Source organism: Bradyrhizobium brasilense (genome assembly GCF_029714345.1).
Taxonomy (GTDB): domain Bacteria; phylum Pseudomonadota; class Alphaproteobacteria; order Rhizobiales; family Xanthobacteraceae; genus Bradyrhizobium; species Bradyrhizobium australafricanum.
Window position 1 is genome coordinate 8,776,363 of the sequence record NZ_CP121669.1, and the last position, 17,863, is coordinate 8,794,225.

At 65.2% G+C, this 17,863-nt stretch carries 17 protein-coding genes; 7 read left to right on the forward strand and 10 right to left on the reverse strand.

All coding sequences use genetic code 11. The features are described 5' to 3' along the window. The first annotated feature begins 17 nt into the window (after positions 1-17). From QA635_RS40635 to QA635_RS40645, 3 genes are read left to right on the forward strand one after another with little or no spacing between them, the layout of a single operon-like run. Complete coding sequence (locus QA635_RS40635; RefSeq protein WP_283065706.1) at positions 18-641, forward strand: phosphatase PAP2 family protein; 624 nt, start codon at positions 18-20, stop codon at positions 639-641. Then, a complete protein-coding gene (locus QA635_RS40640) occupies positions 638-985 on the forward strand; it encodes a DUF3147 family protein (protein ID WP_283065707.1) in 348 nt (115 codons plus the stop codon). The genes QA635_RS40635 and QA635_RS40640 overlap by 4 nt, the downstream gene beginning before the upstream one ends. Further along, positions 982-1,470, forward strand: coding sequence for a DUF3147 family protein (locus QA635_RS40645; protein ID WP_283065709.1), 489 nt, complete (start codon positions 982-984; stop codon positions 1,468-1,470). The genes QA635_RS40640 and QA635_RS40645 overlap by 4 nt, the downstream gene beginning before the upstream one ends. Positions 1,471-1,476: 6 nt before the next feature. On the opposite strand, the gene QA635_RS40650 is transcribed toward QA635_RS40645, so the two are convergent. The 8 genes from QA635_RS40650 to QA635_RS40685 form a co-directional block, all read right to left on the reverse strand. Beyond that, a complete protein-coding gene (locus QA635_RS40650; protein ID WP_225162720.1) occupies positions 1,477-2,178 on the reverse strand; it encodes a branched-chain amino acid ABC transporter ATP-binding protein in 702 nt (233 codons plus the stop codon). After that, the gene (locus QA635_RS40655; RefSeq protein WP_283065711.1) at positions 2,171-2,905 is read right to left on the reverse strand and encodes an ABC transporter ATP-binding protein; all 735 of its coding nucleotides are present in this window, start codon (positions 2,903-2,905) and stop codon (positions 2,171-2,173) included. Before QA635_RS40655 ends, QA635_RS40650 begins: the two co-directional genes overlap by 8 nt. After that, positions 2,892-3,986 carry a branched-chain amino acid ABC transporter permease gene (locus QA635_RS40660; RefSeq protein WP_253588262.1) on the reverse strand — a complete coding sequence of 365 codons (1,095 nt, stop codon included), beginning with the start codon at positions 3,984-3,986 and terminating at the stop codon, positions 2,892-2,894. Before QA635_RS40660 ends, QA635_RS40655 begins: the two co-directional genes overlap by 14 nt. Before the next feature lie 7 nt (positions 3,987-3,993). Further along, positions 3,994-5,211 (reverse strand): substrate-binding protein, encoded by a 1,218-nt coding sequence (locus tag QA635_RS40665; RefSeq protein WP_057015630.1) that lies wholly within the window; start codon positions 5,209-5,211, stop codon positions 3,994-3,996. A 4-nt stretch (positions 5,212-5,215) separates the two neighbouring features. Then, entirely contained in the window at positions 5,216-6,073 is an 858-nt protein-coding gene (locus tag QA635_RS40670; protein ID WP_028337306.1) for a branched-chain amino acid ABC transporter permease, read from the reverse strand. A 42-nt stretch (positions 6,074-6,115) separates the two neighbouring features. Then, entirely contained in the window at positions 6,116-7,630 is a 1,515-nt protein-coding gene (locus QA635_RS40675; protein WP_283065716.1) for an amidase, read from the reverse strand. A 295-nt stretch (positions 7,631-7,925) separates the two neighbouring features. Continuing rightward, positions 7,926-9,110 carry a substrate-binding domain-containing protein gene (locus QA635_RS40680; protein WP_283072102.1) on the reverse strand — a complete coding sequence of 395 codons (1,185 nt, stop codon included), beginning with the start codon at positions 9,108-9,110 and terminating at the stop codon, positions 7,926-7,928. 79 nt (positions 9,111-9,189) lie between these two features. Further along, complete coding sequence (locus QA635_RS40685) at positions 9,190-10,371, reverse strand: substrate-binding domain-containing protein (RefSeq protein WP_283065717.1); 1,182 nt, start codon at positions 10,369-10,371, stop codon at positions 9,190-9,192. 178 nt (positions 10,372-10,549) lie between these two features. On the opposite strand from QA635_RS40685, the gene QA635_RS40690 reads away from it, so the two are divergent. Continuing rightward, entirely contained in the window at positions 10,550-10,993 is a 444-nt protein-coding gene (locus QA635_RS40690) for a MarR family winged helix-turn-helix transcriptional regulator (RefSeq protein WP_016847408.1), read from the forward strand. Positions 10,994-10,996: 3 nt separating this feature from the next. Here the strand turns inward: QA635_RS40690 and QA635_RS40695 are convergent, their stop codons facing one another. Beyond that, positions 10,997-11,392, reverse strand: a complete 396-nt coding sequence (locus QA635_RS40695) for a hypothetical protein (RefSeq protein ID WP_283065722.1) — start codon at positions 11,390-11,392, stop codon at positions 10,997-10,999. Positions 11,393-11,656: 264 nt separating this feature from the next. On the opposite strand from QA635_RS40695, the gene QA635_RS40700 reads away from it, so the two are divergent. Then, on the forward strand, positions 11,657-12,091 hold the full coding sequence (locus tag QA635_RS40700; protein ID WP_283065724.1) for a VOC family protein: 435 nt from the start codon (positions 11,657-11,659) through the stop codon (positions 12,089-12,091). A 57-nt stretch (positions 12,092-12,148) separates the two neighbouring features. Here QA635_RS40700 and secA read toward each other — a convergent pair whose 3' ends face one another. Then, positions 12,149-15,013 carry a preprotein translocase subunit SecA gene (gene secA / locus QA635_RS40705; protein ID WP_283065725.1) on the reverse strand — a complete coding sequence of 955 codons (2,865 nt, stop codon included), beginning with the start codon at positions 15,011-15,013 and terminating at the stop codon, positions 12,149-12,151. A gap of 392 nt (positions 15,014-15,405) precedes the next feature. Here secA and QA635_RS40710 point away from each other — a divergent pair, with 392 nt between their 5' ends. Both QA635_RS40710 and argJ read left to right on the forward strand, forming a co-directional pair. Further along, a complete protein-coding gene (locus QA635_RS40710) occupies positions 15,406-16,332 on the forward strand; it encodes a peptidylprolyl isomerase (RefSeq protein ID WP_028337312.1) in 927 nt (308 codons plus the stop codon). A 283-nt stretch (positions 16,333-16,615) separates the two neighbouring features. Next, entirely contained in the window at positions 16,616-17,857 is a 1,242-nt protein-coding gene (argJ, locus tag QA635_RS40715) for a bifunctional glutamate N-acetyltransferase/amino-acid acetyltransferase ArgJ (RefSeq protein WP_283065728.1), read from the forward strand. Positions 17,858-17,863 lie beyond the last annotated feature (6 nt).

Below are 17,863 nucleotides of genomic sequence, written 5' to 3' on the forward strand. Positions count from 1 at the left end.
TGGATGGGAACCTGATCATGCATACGACAGCCCGAGTTCGCGCACGCCGCCATCGAGGCGCCCCCTTCCCGATCACCATTCGCCCGACCACGGCGGACGCCATGATCGCGCGTGCGATCGCCCGCAACACCGCACCTGCGCCGGAAGAGATCGCCCGCGGACTGACCTGGGGCGCTGACGAAAAGGTCCTGCTTGTGCTCGCCGCCGCAGGCTGGCTCGCCTCACGCGGGCGCGGCGCCTCGCTCGAGCGCGCCGGCAATCACGCGCTGCTGGTGACGGTCGCAGCATCGCTGCTGCCGCATGGCCTGAAGTTGCTGTTCAACCAGACCCGCCCGGATCGCCTGACCGTGGCCGGCCATGCCAACGGCATCCCGATCTCAGGCAAGCGCGACGATGCCTTCCCATCCGGCCACGCGCTGCATATGGGCGCGCTGGCGTCGGCGGCCGCGACATTGCCCGCCGGCGCGCGCCGCCCAATCCAGGCACTCGCGGTCGGCCTTTCGCTGACGCGCATTATGGTTCTCGCACACTGGACGAGCGACGTGATCGCGGGATTCGGGCTCGGAGCACTTCTCGAGCGGCTGCTGCGATTGTGGACCGGCTATCCCGGTGACGATCCGCCGCGGGGCAAGGCGCGATGAGCGAATATGTCATCCGCTTTCTCGTGGGCGGGGCCGTGGTGTCGGCCTTCGCGATGCTGGGTGACGTGCTGCGTCCGAAGAGCTTCGCCGGGCTGTTCGGCGCGGCGCCGTCGGTTGCGCTCGCCACTCTCGGCATCGCCGTGTACCAGCACGGCGCCGACTATGCCGGTCTGCAGAGCCGCGCGATGATGGCCGGCGCCGTTGCGCTGGCCGTCTATAGCTTCGCGGTCTGCCAACTGCTGATTCGCGCGAGGCTCCGCGCCGCCGCCGCCACCTTGCTGGCGCTTGTCGTCTGGCTCGCGATCGTCTTCGGCTTGCTGGGCGTTGCCGGAGGACAGGCATGACACCGGTCCGCGTCTCACTGTCCTCGCTCAGGGAAAGCCGCTGGACCGAATATCTGATCCGCTTCGTGCTCGGTGGCGGCGCCACCGTCCTGACCGGACTGATCAGCAGCACTTGCGGCGCCTATGTCGGCGGCGCCTTTCTTGCACTCCCCGCCATCTTCTGCGCCAGCGCGACCTTGATCGAGAAGCATGAAATCCGCCGCAAGCGGAACGCCGGTCTCGACGGCACATGGCGCGGGCAGCAGGCCGCGGCACTCGATGCCGCGGGCGCAGCGCTCGGCGCGGTCGGCATGCTGGCATTTGCCATCGTCTTCGCGCTGACGGTCGATCGCAACGTGCCGGCCGCCTTCATCGCCGCATCGCTGGCCTGGCTGATCTGCTCGGTCGCGGCCTGGTATGTGCGTCGCGAGATGCGATCGGTACGGCGGACGCGGACGCCCGGCGACGGCGTGATCGGCCGCAAGGCCGACCGCCTTCCGCATTGAAGCCGGCTACGGCGCCAGATAGCGCAGCAGTTCCGGATCGCTCCGCACCTCGCTCGCGCCGCCCTGCAGCGCGACGCGGCCGCGGTCCAGCACATAGGCGTAGTCGGCGACGCGCAGCGCGAGGTCGAGATGCTGCTCGACGATCACGACCGAGATGCTTTTGGCGAGCTCGATCAGCCGCTCGGTGATCTCCTCGATCACGCCGATCCAGACGCCTTCGGTCGGCTCGTCCAAGAGCAGCAGCTTTGGATTGCCGAGCATGGCGCGACCGATCGCCAGCATCTTGCGCTCGCCGCCGGACAGCGTACCGGCCGGCTGGTCGAGCCGCTGGCCGAGTTTCGGAAAGATGGCCAGCACGCGATCGACGGCGCTGGCATCGGAATTGAACAGCGAGCCGACCGCGAGGTTGTCGCGCACCGACAGGCGGGCGAACACCGAATGCTCCTGCGGCACATAGCCGATGCCGGAGCGCACCCGCTCCTCGGTGCGCCGCCGCGTGATGTCGCGGCCGTCGAAGAACAACTCGCCCTGCGAGCTCGTGAGCTCGCCGACGATGGTCTTCATCAGCGTGGTCTTGCCGGCGCCGTTGCGGCCGAGCACGGCGACGCCGCCGCGCCAGGGAATGCCGATGTTGACATCGAACAGGACCTGGCTGCGGCCATAACCGGCGTCGAGATGCCGGATATCGAGGAAGGTTTGCTCAGGCACGGCGAAGATAGATCTCCTGGACGCTTTTGTTGGCCTGGATTTCCGCGACCGTTCCCGAGGCCAGCACCTTGCCCTGGTCGAGCACGGTGAGGCGGTCGCAGATGTCGCGGATGAAATCGAGGTCGTGTTCGACGATGACGAGCGAGCAATGCTGCTTGATCGGCTGCAACAGCTCGCCGGTGACGCGGCGCTCCTCGAGACTCATGCCGCCGGTCGGCTCGTCCAGCAGCAACAGCCGTGGCTTGCCGGCGAGCGCCATCGCGATCTCGAGCCATTGCTGCTGGCCGTGCGACAGGGCCGCGGCGGCATCATGCGCGCGATCGGCGAGCCGGAACTGGGTCAGCATCGTCATCGCCTGATCGTGCAGCTTCTTGCGGGTGCGCGACAGCACGAGGTCGAACAGCGAGCAGTGCGCCTGCAGCGCCAGCAGGATGTTGTCGTACAGCGTCAGCGTCGGCAGCACCGAGGTGATCTGGAACTTCAGGCTCATGCCGGCGCGCGCACGCTCGGTGGGCGTGAACGCGGTGATGTCGGTGTTGACGAAGGAGACCTTACCGGTGGTCGGCACCTCGGCGCCGGCTACGCATTTCATCAGCGTGCTCTTGCCCGAGCCGTTCGGGCCGATCAGGCCGTGGAACTCGTTCTCGCCGACGGTCAGCGCCGCGCCGTCGAGCGCGGTGAGCTTGCCGAACACCTTGCTGATCCCTTGCGCCTCAAGGAGCGGCATTGCCGGTCTCCTTCGGGGCTTTGCCGAAACTGCCGACCCGCTCGCGCTCGCCGAGCACGAAGGAGATCAGCCCGAGCGGGCGGAACATGATGACGAGCAGCAGCAGCACGCCGAGGATGATCGGCCAGACGTCGCGGTAATTGTCCGACAGCCAGAAGCTGACACCCTCGATGATCACGGTGCCGATCACGGCGCCGATCAGCGTGCCGGAGCCGCCGAACAGCACATAGAGCACGACCTGGGTCGAGAACACGACGCCCAGCATGTTGGGCCAGACGAAGCCCTCGTGGAAGGCATAGAGGCTGCCGGCGAGACCGGCGATGGTGCCGCCGACCGCGAAGATGATCGCCTTCAAATGCTGCGCCTTGTAGCCGAAGAAGGCGATGCGCTGCTCGTTCTCGCGCAGGCCGGCGAGCGCCAGCCCGAATTGCGAGCGGACCAGGAAGCGGCAGAGCAGATAAACGACCACGAGGATGCCGAGCACCATGTAGTAGTAGATCGGCCCCTCCTCGAACTCGTAGCTGCCGAGGGTGAGCGGCGGGATCGACGGGATGCCGTTCTGGCCGCCGAGATAGTACCAGCCGCGCGCCAGCCGGTCCGCGGCATAGGAGCCGGTGAGGGTGCCGAGCGAGACGAAGATCACGCTCGAGGGATAACGCCCGAGCAGCAGGAAGCCGCCGAGCAGCAGCGACGCGGTGAGCCCGATCAGCGTGCCGGCAGGCAGGATCAAGAGGATCGAGGTGACATTGAGATCGCGCGCCAAGAGCGCCACGCCGTAGCCGGCGGCGCCGAAGAACAGCGCCTGGCCGAAGCTCATGATGCCGGCATAGCCCCACACCAGGTCGAACGACAGGGCGAACAACGCGAGGATCACCACGCGGGTGGCGAACACCGTGAGATAATCCTGCAGCACCCATGGCAGGACCAGTGCGATCAACAGCACCAGCCCTTCCACGATCGGCAGGACCTTCCATCCTGCCGATACTCGTCCCGCCGGCGCGCTTGCGGCCGGTGCACCCTCGCCCGTCACGACATCTGGTTCCTCACCGACGCGTGCGACAGCCTCTCTTGCTCCAACCATTGATCGCTCAGCATTCCTTGGGATCAACGAGACCGTCGCTGCGCGCCACGATCTCATAGTTCCCGCCCTTGGCAACAGCGGTGTACATCTTCATCTTGCAGTGACGCTTGCCCGGCACCATCTCCGCCGGTCCGCCCGGCCCTTCGGCGATCTTGGCGTGGTCGAGCGCGGCCGCAACGGAGTCGCGGTCGACCTTGCCGGCCTCCTTGACCGCCGCCTCCCACAGCTTGAGGCCGCGATAGGTGCCGGTGGCGGCGCTGCCGGCCGCGAACAGGAAGTTGCCGGGGAAATCCTTCTCATAGGCCGCCTGGAGCTTGGCGTCGAACGGATCCTCCTTGGTCAGCACCTTGAAATAGTCGAGGCAGCTCGCAAGGCCCTCGATCTCGTTGGCCTGATTGATGTTGAGCGTGTTCTCGTCATAGTAGACGCAGGCGAGCCGCCCGCCGTTCTTGAGGAAGCCGGCTTCATAGAGCTGCTTGAAGAACGGGCCGACGCCGGGCGGGATCACGGTGTTGAAGACGACGTCGACCTTGTTGGAAATGACGCGATTGACGGTGGCCGAGAAGTCGACCTGGTCGAGCGGGTAGTATTCCTCGAACACCACCTCGCCGCCGTTCGACTCGATCACCTTGCGGGCGTAGACGTTGAGCGTGTGCGGCCAGACGTAGTTGGCGCTCGGCAGCGCGAACTTCTTGCCGCCGTTCTTGATCAGCCAGGGAATGAAGGTGTCGCACTGCTGCGCCGGGGTCGGGCCGGTGCAGAACAGATAGGGCGTGCACTCCTTGCCCTCGTAGAGCTGCGGATAGATGTAGAGCGTCTTGCCGCGCGCCACGATCGGATCCTTGATCGCGTTGCGCATCGACGAGGTGATGCCGCCGAGCACCATGTCGACCTTGTCGCGCTGGATCAGCTTGCGGACATTGCCGACCGCGACCGATTCGTTCGAGGCGGTGTCCTCGATATAGAGCTCGAGCGGCCGGCCGAGCAGGCCGCCGGCGGCGTTGATCTCCTTGATCACCATCTTGGCGACGTTGGCGTCGGCGTTGCCGGCATAGGCGATCGGGCCGGTCAGGTCGGTCGCGATGCCGACCTTGATCGGTCCCTCGGCGGCGTTGGCCCAGTCGGGCCTGACCACCCAGCTGCCGACCCCGGTCGCGAGCGCGCCGGTCGCGAATGCGAAATTGCTCATGAAGCGGCGGCGCGTGAGATTGGTGCGATCGAACATCTGACTAAACCCCTTTTCCCGATATGAGGCCCTGCGGGCGGAATTTGATGAAGGCAATTGCGAGCACGAAGACCAGGACGTCGGCGACGACAGGAGACATCACCCAAGGCAGCGCCGCGCTGAGCGTGCCGATCACACCGGCGCCGGCGACCGGACCGATGAAGGAGCCGACCCCGCCGACCATCACGGCGACGAAGCCCTGGATCAGGAAGCGGATGCCGAGGTCGGCGAACAGGCTGAACACCGGCACGATCAGCGCCCCGGCAAGCCCGGCCAGCGCCGCGCCGAACGCGAAGGTCGCCCCGTAGATCAGGGGCGTCGAGATGCCCGACGCGCGCGCCAGCGCCGGATTCTCCAGCGTGGCGCGGACCCGAAGCCCGAACGAGGTGCGCGCCAGCAAGAGATAGCAGCCACCCATCACCAGCAGCGTGATCACGATGATGGTGAAGCGCCAGGCCGAGATGTGGACCGAGCCGAGGTCGATCGAGCCGCCGATCGGCTCCGGCACCGTGAGATAGAAGCCGCCGATCAGGCCGCGCACGCTCTCGCGGATGATCAGCCCGAGCGCATAGGTGCCGAGCATCGCCACGATCGGCGCAGCGTAGAACCGCCTGATGATCAGCGCCTCCAATACGAAGCCGATCGCGCCGACCACGAAGGGCGCCGCGACCATGCCGGCCCAGACCGGCGCGCCGTGGGCGTAGGCCAGATAGGTCACATAGGCCCCGAGCAGGACGAACTCGCCCTGCGCGAAGTTGAAGATGCCCATCATGCTGGCAATGATGCCGAGCCCGAGCACCACCAGCACGATGATCGCACCGAAGCTCACGATCTCGAACGCCGCGGCAAAAGTGCTAGCCATGGCGTTCGATCCATCCAACCTGCGTCTGCAACAAGCGGCGCCTCACATCTTCTTCCAGTCGCCGGCCTGCTCGAAGGCGTGCGCGGCGCGGTAGATGGTGGATTCCTCGAACATCCGGCCGACCAGCATCAACCCGACCGGCAGGCCGTCGACCATGCCGCAGGGCAGCGACATCGCCGGGTGGTGGGTGATGTCGAACGGCGCGGTGTTGGTGATCATCTCGAGTGCGCGGGCGACATAGTCCTCGCGGCTGGCATTGGCCGCCGGCAGCGCCGGCGCCTTCATCGGCGTGGTCGGCAGCAGCAGCAGGTCGTAATCCTTGAACGCCTTGTCATAGGCCGCTGTGAGGCGGCGGGAGATGTTGAGCGCCTTGCCGTAAAAGCGCGGACCGAAATTGTTGTTGATGTAAGTGCCGAGCATCATGAACAGCTTGGTGGTCTCCGACAGCGAGTCCGCCTGGCGGCGCCAGCCGCGATGGAAATCCATCAGCGAGGTCGAATAGAGGTCGGGGCGGCTGAGGCCGTAGCCGTCGCCGAACATCATGGTCTGGGTCAGGCCTTCGGTGCCGATCGGGGTCCAGATCGCGGGGCCGACCATGTGCATCGGGATCGAGACATTCTCGACCGACGCGCCGAGATCCTTGAAGCGCTTGGCTGCCTCGCGCACGCTTTCATTGACCGCGGCTTCCGCGGTCGGCTGCTCGAAGCCTTCCTTGAGGATGCCTATCTTCATGCCCTTGACGCCCTTGCCCAGCGCCTTGGTGTAATCCTCGACCTTGGGCGCCTTGATGCGCGGATCGTAGCCGTCGTCACCGGCGATCACCTCGAGCAGCAGCGCATTGTCCTCCACCGTCGCGGTCATCGGTCCGGTGTGGTCGACGAAAATCTCGATCGGCATGATGCCGGTATAGGGCACGAGGCCCCAGGTCGGCTTCATGCCGTAGGTGCCGCAGAACGAGGACGGCATGCGGATCGAGCCGCCCTGGTCGCCACCGATCGCCATGTCGACCTCGCCGAGCGCGACCACGACGCCGGAGCCCGACGACGAGCCGCCGGCCGAGTAGCCCATCTTGTGCGGATTGTGCACCGCTCCGTAGGAGTTGGTGTGGCTGCCGCCGGACAGGCAGAAGTGCTCGCAATGGGTCTTGCCGGCGATCTCGGCGCCGGCATCGAGCATGCGCATGACGATGGTGGCGTCGAAATCGGGGATATAGCCTTCCAGCGTCGACGAGCCGTTCGTCATCGGCACGCCGGCCAGCATGATGTTGTCCTTCAGCGCCACCGTCTTGCCCTTGAGCTTGCCGGACGCTGCGCCCTTCACGGTCGACTTGTAGTACCAGGCGTTGCGCGGGTTTTCCTCCGCCGACGGGCGATAGCCCGGCGTGCGCGGATATTTCACCTTGGGCAGCTCGTCCGGCATCGCGGCGATGACGTTGTAGGCGTCGATCGAGCCCTGCATCAGGCCGCGGAACGAAGCCACATCCTCATCGGTCAGTGACAGGCCGCACTGCTCGGCGACGGCACGAAGTTGCGTTGGCGTGGGAAGGACGACGGTCACGGCGCTCTCCTGAAGCTTTTGATCTTTGGATTTGATCCCTCGAGCAGGGTGCAGCGGCGCGTTGCCCGCGCGAACCGCTCACCCCGTTGCTGTATTGAAAACGGAAATATTTTCCTTTTCAAGTATTATTTCGCAAGGCTCCCTCTCCCGCTTGCGGGGGAGGGTTGGGGTGGGGGTGCCACCGCGAGTCATATCGTGGAGAGAACCCCCACCCGCATTGCATCTTCGATGCAATACGACCTAAGAGCCAACTCCGCTGGTCTCGACCCCGCAAGCGGGAGAGGTGAAGAAAGACTCAGATCGGCTTGATCACCCTGAAGTCGAGTCCGTCGGCTTCGGCAAGATACATCGGCATCCTGGCATGGCCGCTGCGCACCGTGACCGGACCGCGCGGGCCGCGATAGACGAGGTTGTCCGCCGCCGCGAGCAGCGGCCGCATGTCCAGCGTGCCGGCGCGCTTGGCGGCGGCCTCGAGCAGGCAGAAGCCTTCATAGGCGGACTCGCTGCACGACCCGACCGGCGGCGCGAAGGCACCGAACATCGCGCGATAGCGGTCCCTGAAATCGTCGCCTTCGCGTGAGCCGACGGAGGGGAAATAGCCGGAGGCGCAGTAAAGGTTCTCGGTCTTGTCGGCGCCGATGCCGAGCAGCGCCGTCTCGTCGAAACAGCCGGCAAAGCGCAGCGTGGTGGCGGCAAGGCCGGCATCGGCGAAGGCGCGGTTGAAGGTCACGCTGTCGGTACCGATCAGCGAGATCAGCACCACATCGGGTTTCGCGGCGCGGATGCGCTCCAGCTGCGCCTCGTGATTGTCCTCGCCGACCGGCACGAACTCCTCGCCGACCACGAGACCGCCGGTCTCCTTGATGTAGCGCTTCACCGCGCGGTGCGACTGCCATGGCCAGACATAGTCGCTGCCGATCAGATACCAGCGCGAGGCGCGCTTTGCCTCGGCCAGCCAGTGGATCGACGGCCGGTTCTGCCAGCGCGGCGTCTCGCCGATCGCGATGACGCCGGGCGTCCGCTCGCCGCCCTCATAGACCGGCGTGTAGATGTAGGGGATCTTGCTGCGGGTGATCAGGCCACGCAGCGCGACGCGCACCGCGCTGGTGTGCATGCCCATGATGAGATCGACGTCGTCGGACGCGATCGCCTGCTCGGCGCGGTCGAGCACCTCCTCGATCGGCCCGCCGGCGTCATAAACCGAGAACTCGATCTCGCGGCCGAGGATGCCGCCGCGCCGGTTGATGTCGGCGACCGCGAGCTGCGCGCTCGAGGTCGCGGCCGGCCCCCACATCCCGGGCGAACCGGTACAGCAGACGAAGCCGGCGATCCGCAGCCGGCTGCGCGCACCGCGCGGACCGAAACCGTCCCGATCCATCGGGGAAAATACCCGATCGGACCGCGCCGACGTCAGGTTCCGGAACAGCAGGGAAGGCGGGCATGGAAGGCCGCCATACCTGCTGCTCGAGGTTCGGGCCATGACGTAGGGCGTCGAATGCACACCTGCTCCTGTCTGGTACCGGCAAGCCGCGCGGCAAGCGCGGCATCGCCCGGTCCATCTAGATCGTCCTGATCACATTGAAGTCGAGACCGTCGGCCTCGGCAAGATAGATCGGCATCTCGGCGCGGCCGTCGCGAAGGGTGACGGTGCCGCGGGCGCCGCTGTAGACGAGGTTGTGCGCTGCGGCGGACAATGGTCCGATCGACAGCGAGCGCGCCTGGTTGGCCGCCGCCTCGAGAAAGCGCATCCCCTCATAGTTCGACTGCCCGACCGAGCCGATCGGCGGCGCATGCGCCCCGAACATCGCGCGGTAGCTGGTCCGGAAGTCGTCATTGGCGCGCGAATCGATGCAGCCGAAATAGCCGGAGGCGCAGAACAGGTTTTGGGTCGAGTCCGGGCCGATGCCGAGCATCACGGTCTCGTCCATCGCGCCGGCGTAACGTAGCGTGGTCGCGGCAAGCCCGGCCTCGGCGAAGGCACGGTTGAAGGTGATGCTGTCGGTGCCGATCAGGGTGATCAGCACGACATCGGGCCGTGCCGCGCGAATCCGCGCCAGATGCGGCTCGTGATTGTCCTCGCCGAGCGGGACGAATTCCTCGCCGACGACGTGGCCGCCGGCCTCCTTGATGTAGCGCTTCACCGCGCGATGCGACTGCCAGGGCCAGACATAGTCGCTGCCGATCAGATACCAGCGCTGGGCCTTCTTGACCTCGGTCAGCCAGTGGATCGCCGGCCGGCTCTCGGCGCGCGGTGTCTCGCCGATCGCCATCACGCCGGGCGTCCTCTCGCCGCCCTCATAGACCGGCGTGTAGACATAGGGGATGCGGCCGGCCGTGACCTTGCGCAGCGCGAGGCGCACCGCCGAGATATGCGAGCCCATGATCACGTCGATCTCATCGAACGCGATCGCACGCTCGGCGCGGCGCACGACCTCCTCGATCGGCCCGCCGGCGTCGTACATCGACAATTCCACCTCGCGGCCGCGGATGCCGCCGCGGCGGTTGATCTCGGCGACCGCGAGCATGACGCTGTTGGCGGAGATCGGCCCCCAGATCCCGGGCGCGCCGGAGAAGGTGATAAAATTGCCAATTCTGAGCTTGCTGTCGGTGCCACCACGGCGCGACTTGCCGGGCTTGAGGGTCAAAGCGAGATCGGCCGCGCAGGACGACGGATTTCGAAACAGCAGCGGCGGCGGGACGGGCATGCCGCCATACGCCTGGAAAGAGACCGTCGAGAGCACGCCAACTCCTGTCTGGGAAGCAGTACGCAACGCAGCCAGCGGGCGGTCGCGGCATCCGCCCCTTGGTTGGGGGAATATCCTAGGTGAAAATATTGAATATTCAACAATTGAAGTGCATATAGAAACGGCATGAGTTGCCGGACATTCATTCACCGGGTCAGGAACCAGGTCTCACGCCGTGGCTAAACCGCCGAAAGAAAATTCCCCGATCACCGAACATCTCGCCTACCTGCTGGCGCAAGCCAACCGGGAGATCAACCGGCAGTTGGAGACGCGGCTCGCCAAGGAAGGCGTGCCGGTCGAGCAGTGGCGCATCCTGAAGGTGCTGTCCGACGGCAATGGCCACTCGATGGGCGAGCTTGCGGATGCTGTGCTGCTCAACCATCCGACGCTGACCAAGATGATCGACCGCATGGTGTCGGACGCGCTGGTCTATCGCGTCCAGGATCCCAAGGATCGCCGCAAGGTGCTGATGTTCGTCTCCGACCGCGGCAAGGCGCTGTGCCGGCGGCTCAACTCGCTCGCGGTGAGCCAGGAGGAGCACATCGTCGAGAGCTATGGCGACAAGTCGACCACCGAGCTCAAGCGCCTGCTGGAAAGCCTGATCGGCAGCGCGAACTGAGGCCTACGGTCCGCGAACGTCGATCTCCTCGCCAAGTTTCACGACCTGAAATTGCTTAGCGTAGATTCGTATTTCGCTGGATGTTGAAGACGTCTGTAGCCGGTAACAGCGCAACATATCCAGCTGTACGCCGAGCGGTTTCCAGCGATCTCGAATCGCGATCAAACCCGGATCATCTTCGATCACCGAAGCGCCGTCGATGTGCTCTGTCGCGATGACGCCGAAGTTCATCTCGGCTTTCATGCCATAACAGTCGCGAAATATCAGAGCGGCTCGACCATCGTCAGGCCAGACTACTCGAAGGCAAACCTCATCCCGCGCCCCAGGACTGCGCCGGTCTATCGACAGTTCCTGCAACTCGGCATCGTGCCATGGCAGGGAGTTGAATTCGTCAATCATGATCTAGGTCCGCATCCTTTCGCTTCGCCTCGATGCGCGCTCGCTCTGAGAAAATGATCCTATTAGCGAGACTTACTCGATATGGAGAGCGATTGCACCCACGTTAAACGTGGACACTGCCGCTATCGAAAACCATCAAAAAAGGTCGGCGGAGAATGTCGGGCCCGGGGCGTATGGCACGTCCTTGGGGCGCGCCCTGCGGCGCAGCCTTCGCGCTTGGCCGCGCTGGTCCACCCGATTACTCGTTAGTGAGGATTTCCCGTCATGACTTCGATCACGCCGTTCCTTTGGCTCGACAACAACGTCCGCGACGCGGTCGCCTTCTACCAATCGGTGTTTCCGAACGCCAAGATCGAGACCGTCAGCGATTTCATGGCGACCTTCGAGCTCGAGGGGCAGCGGTTCCACGCGCTCAATGGCGGGCCGCAGCACAAGTTCAACGAGGCGGTGTCGTTCTTCCTGAGCGTCGAGACCCAGGAGCAGGTGGACTACTTCTGGGAGAGGCTCACCGACGGCGGCCAGGAATCGCGCTGCGGCTGGCTCAAGGACCGCTTCGGCCTGTCGTGGCAGGTGATCCCGACCGCGCTCGGCCGCTATCTCAGCGCCCCCGATCGCAAGGCAGCCGACCGCGCGATGCAGGCGATGCTGAAGATGCAGAAGATCGTGATCGCCGATCTCGACAAGGCCTTCGCCGGGTGACGGCGACGCGGCCAGACGGGCGGGCCAATCGCCCGCCGCGTCACCGCGCGTGGCGGCTTACGCGTACCGGCCGTGGCAGTGCTTGTACTTCTTGCCTGACCCGCAGGGGCAGTCCTCGTTGCGGCCGACCTTGCCCCAGCTCGCCGGATCGTTCGGATCGCGGTCGGTGGCAATCATCCCGGGCGCCAGCGAGGCCTGGGCGTAGGTCGCCTCGGTCAGGCGGGCCTGCGCGAACTCGTCCTCGCCGGTGTTGGGATCGAGCTTGTGCGCTTCCATCAGCGGCAGCGGCTGCGGCGGCTCCTCCGGCGGCACGATCTCGACCCGCATCAGCTGCGCGGTGACGGCCTCGCGCAGATGCGCGCTCATCTCCTGGAACAGGTTGAAGGCCTCGGTCTTGTACTCCTGCAACGGATCGCGCTGGCCATAGCCGCGCAGGCCGATCACCTGTCGCAGATGGTCGAGCATGATCAGGTGCTCGCGCCAGAGATGGTCCAGCGTCTGCAGCAGGATGGTCTTCTCGACGTAACGCATCACGTCGGGACCCCATTGCGCGACCTTGGCGGCCATGCGCTCGTCGACATGAGTCTCGATGCGCGTCAGCAACTCCTCGTCGGCGATGCCCTCTTCCTTGGCCCATTCGTCGACCGGCAGATCGACATCGAGCACGCGCTTCAATTCGTCCTTGAGGCCGGCGGTGTCCCACTGCTCGGCATAAGCGTGCTCGGGAATGTATTTGGCGACCACGTCCTCGACGAAGGCATGGCGCATGTCGGTCACGGTCTCGACGACGCTGTCGTCCTTCATCAGGTCGACGCGCTGGTCGAAGATCACCTTGCGCTGGTCGTTCTGGACGTTGTCGAACTTCAAGAGGTTCTTGCGGATGTCGAAGTTGCGCGCCTCGACCTTCTGCTGCGCCTTCTCGAGCGCCTTGTTGATCCAGGGGTGGATGATCGCTTCGCCTTCCTGCAGGCCGAGCCGCTGCAGCATGCTGTCGAGCCGGTCGGAGCCGAAGATGCGCATCAGATCGTCTTCCAGCGACAGGAAGAACTTCGAGCGGCCGGGATCGCCCTGACGGCCGGAACGGCCGCGCAGCTGGTTGTCGATGCGGCGGGATTCGTGACGCTCGGAGCCGATGATGTAGAGGCCGCCCGGCTTCTTCACGGTCTTCGCGGGCTTGTTGCCCTTGGCGGGCTCGACCTCGAAATCTTCTTCCGCCTTCAGCACGATCTCGCGGAAGCGCTCGATGTCGGCCTTAATCTGCTCGATCTTCTTGGCCTTCTCGGCTTCATCGGTGATCCCGGCGGTCTCCTGCTGGATCCGCATCTCGAGCGAGCCGCCGAGCTTGATGTCGGTGCCGCGGCCGGCCATGTTGGTCGCGATCGTGATCGCGCCCGGCACGCCGGCTTCCGCGACGATATAGGCTTCCTGCTCGTGGAAGCGCGCGTTCAGCACCGCGAACAGCCTTGCCGGCTTGCCGGCGCGCGCCGCGGCATAGAGCTTCTCCATGCCGGATTCGGACGTGAAGTCGATCTGCTTGTAGCCGTGCTTCTTCAGGTACTCGGCCAGCACTTCCGACTTCTCGATCGAGGCCGTGCCGACCAGCACCGGCTGCAGCCGCTTGTTGGCGCGCTCGATCTCGGCAAGGATCGCGGCATATTTCTCGTTCTGGGTGCGGTAGACCTCGTCGTCCTCGTCGAGGCGCGCCACCGGCAGGTTGGTCGGGATCTCAACGACCTCGAGCTTGTAGATGTCGAACAGTTCGTCGGCTTCGGTCAGCGCCGTGCCGGTCATGCCGGACAGCTTCTGGTACATCCGGAAATAGTTCTGGAAGGTGATCGAGGCCAGCGTCTGGTTCTCGGGCTGGACCGTGACGTGCTCCTTGGCTTCAAGCGCCTGGTGCAGGCCTTCCGAATAGCGGCGGCCCTGCATCATGCGGCCGGTGAACTCGTCGATGATGACGACCTCGTCGTCGCGGACGATGTAGTCCTTGTCGCGCGTGAACAGCGTGTGCGCGCGCAGCGCCTGATTGACGTGATGCACGACTGAGACGTTCTCGACGTCGTATAGCGAGTCGCCCTTGAGCTGGCCGGCGTCGCGCAGCAGGTTCTCCAGCTTCTCCATGCCGCCTTCGGTCAGCGTCACCGTGCGCTGCTTCTCGTCGACCTCGTAATCGTCCTTCTTGGCGAGATTCGGCATGAAGGTGTCGATGGTGTTGTAGAAATCCGAGCGGTCGTCGAGCGGGCCGGAGATGATCAGCGGCGTGCGCGCCTCGTCGATCAGGATCGAGTCCACTTCGTCGACGATCGCGTAATAGTGCTCGCGCTGGACCATGTCCTCCAGGCGGTACTTCATGTTGTCGCGCAGATAGTCGAAGCCGTATTCGTTGTTGGTGCCGTAGGTGATGTCGCAGGCATAGGCGGCCTTGCGCTCGGCGTCGTCGAGGCCGTGCACGATCACGCCGGTGGTCAGCCCCAGGAAGGCGTAGATCTGGCCCATCCAGCCGGAGTCGCGGCGGGCGAGGTAGTCGTTGACGGTGACGACGTGGACGCCCTTGCCAGCGAGCGCGTTGAGGTAGACCGCAAGCGTCGCGACCAGCGTCTTGCCTTCGCCGGTCTTCATCTCGGCGATGTCGCCCTCGTGCAGCACCATGCCGCCGATCAGCTGAACGTCGAAATGGCGCTGGCCGAGCGTCCGCTTGGCGGCCTCGCGCACCGTGGCGAAGGCCGGAACCAGGATGTCGTCCAGCGTCTTGCCGCTGGCGAGCTGCTGCTTGAATTCGGCGGTGCGGGCCTTGAGCTGATCGTCCGTCAGTTTGACGAGCTCGGGCTCCAGCGCGTTGATGGCGTTGACGCGGGACTGATACCCCTTGACCCGACGGTCGTTGGCGGAGCCGAAAAACTTGCGGGCGAGCGCGCCGATCATGCGAAATTCCTGTTCTTCGGTCTCGAGTTCGGTCTTCGTTCAGTGTTGGAATTCAACTTGGAATTCACTCTTGGATTACAGCCTGAGATGGTCCGCCGGATCGCCTATCAACTCACCGTGACGCGCTACGGTTCGAGCCCCGGCCCGGGGGCTCCTCCGCCAATTGAGTGGGAAACAGGCCATCCTGGGTTCAACGGCGAAAAACGCAGCAAAATAAGCGCTCTCGCCGCTGACGCGGTTGGCCAGAGATATGGCCCGGTCGGGGGGTTGTCAACGCTGGCAAGATGTCAAGGAATTCATCATTTTGACAAGACTTTCGCGTTGCCAATGTAACACGATTGGGCGAGTGTCCGCCCCGCTCGAGCTTCCCCCCTTTGAGACAAGGATTTTGCATGACCACCTCGCCCCCGGAAACCAAAACCGGCCTGCGCCTCGGCCTCGCCACCCTGGCCGCGACGGGCTGTCTTGTCGCAGTGCTGGCTGCCGGCCTCCCGGTCCGGGCCGCGGAATCCGATCCGGTGCTCGCGAAGGTCAACGGCTCGGAGATCCACGCCAGCGACGTGGCGCTCGCCGAGGAGGAACTCGGCCCGAGCCTGCAGCAGATGGACCCCTCGACCCGCAAGGACAACGTGCTGTCCTTCCTGATCGACATGAAGATCGTGTCCAAGGCCGCCGAGGACAAGAAGATCGAGAACAATGACGACTTCAAGAAGCGGCTCGCCTTCACCCGCAACCGCCTGTTGATGGACAGCCTGCTTGCCAGCGAGGGCAAGGCCGCGACCACCGACGACGCCATGAAGAAGGTCTATGAGGAGGCCGCCAAGCAGATCACCGGCGAGCAGGAGGTGCGCGCCCGCCACATCCTGGTCGAGACCGAGGACGAGGCCAAGGCGATCAAGGCCGAGCTCGACAAGGGCGCCGATTTCGGCGAGCTCGCCAAGAAGAAGTCCAAGGACCCCGGCGCCTCCGACGGCGGCGACCTCGGCTTCTTCACCAAGGAGCAGATGGTGCCGGAATTCTCCGCGGTCGCCTTCTCGCTCGAGCCGGGCAAGATCTCCGATCCGGTCAAGTCGCAGTTCGGCTGGCACATCATCAAGGTCGAGGAAAAGCGCAACCGCAAGGCGCCCGACTTCGAGCAGGTGAAAGCCCAGATCGAGACCTATGTGACCCGCAAGGCCCAGGCCGACTATGTCGCCAAGCTGCGCGAGGCCGCAAAGGTCGAGCGCATGGACAAGCCGGCCGACGCCGCCGCGCCGGCGGATGCCGCCAAGGACGCGCCGAAGCCGGCCGACAACAAGATGGCGCCGGCGAAGAAGTAAGCTTCGCGACGTCAATAGCTTCACTGCGCGATGGCCGGGCTCGTCCCGGCCATTTTGCTTTTTACAGCCTCCTCGTAGCCCGGATGAAGCGCAGCGAAATCCGGGGTCTGTTGCCGCGGAGGGACCTGTCCCGGATTGCGCTGCGCTCCATCCGGGCTACGCATTCGGCGCGCTGCTGCTTCCTTGAACGATTCATGACAGCGCGTTCGCATCGCAGCCCTCTCCCGCTTCTTGCGGCGAGATGTTATGGAGCGCTTCCCTCCCCGTAGCCGGAAGCTTGCCGATGTCCACCGCCGTCTCCCCCCTCGCCCCGCCCGACGTTCCCGAGATGCCCGTGATCGCGGGTGTGCGGCTTGCGACCGCTGCCGCCGGCATCCGCTACAAGGGGCGCACCGACGTGCTGCTTGCGCTGCTCGACAAGGGCACCGCGGTGGCCGGCGTCTTCACCAAGTCGAAGTGCCCGTCGGCGCCGGTCGAATGGTGCCGCGCCAAGCTGAAGGGCGGCGCCGCGCGCGCGCTGGTGGTCAATTCCGGCAATGCCAACGCCTTCACCGGCAAGACCGGCAAGGCGTCGACCGCGCTGACCGCGCAGATCGCGGCGAAGGCGGTCGGCTGCTCGACATCGGACGTGTTCCTCGCCTCCACCGGCGTGATCGGCGAGCCGCTCGACGCCACCAAGTTCGACGGCGTGCTGGCGCAGCTCGCCGAGACCGCGACCCCCGATCGCTGGATGGACGCAGCGAAGGCGATCATGACCACCGACACCTTTCCGAAGGTCGCCACCGCGACCGTCAAGCTCGGCAAGGCCAAGGTGACGATCAACGGCATGGCCAAGGGCGCCGGCATGATCATGCCCGACATGGCGACCATGCTGTCGTTCGTCTTCACCGACGCGCCGCTGTCGGCCTCGGTGCTGCAATCGCTGCTCAAGGCCGGCGTCGAGGACACCTTCAATGCGCTGACCATCGACGGCGACACCTCGACCTCGGACACGCTGCTCGCCTTCGCGACCGGCGCCGCCGCTGCCAACGGCGCGCCGAAGATCTCGCGCGCCGGCGACCCGCGGCTGAAGGCCTTCACCAAAGCGTTCCAGCAGATCCTCGCTGATCTGTCCGAGCAGGTGGCGCGCGACGGCGAAGGCGCCCGCAAGCTGGTCGAGGTCGTGGTCGAGGGCGCCACCACCAAACCGTCGGCGCGCAGAATCGCGATGTCGATCGCCAATTCGCCGCTGGTGAAGACTGCGATCGCCGGCGAGGACGCCAATTGGGGCCGCGTGGTGATGGCGGTCGGCAAGGCCGGCGAGCCCGCCAACCGCGACAAGCTCTCGATCTCCTTCAACGGCATCCGCGTCGCCAAGAGCGGCGCGCGCGATCCGTCCTACAACGAGAAAGAGGTGTCGGAGGCGATGAAGGCGCCGAAGATCCAGATCAAGGTCGCGCTCGGCCTCGGCAAGGCCAAAGACCGCGTGCTGACCTGCGACCTCACCAAGGACTACGTCGCGATCAACGGCGACTACCGGTCGTAATCGCAC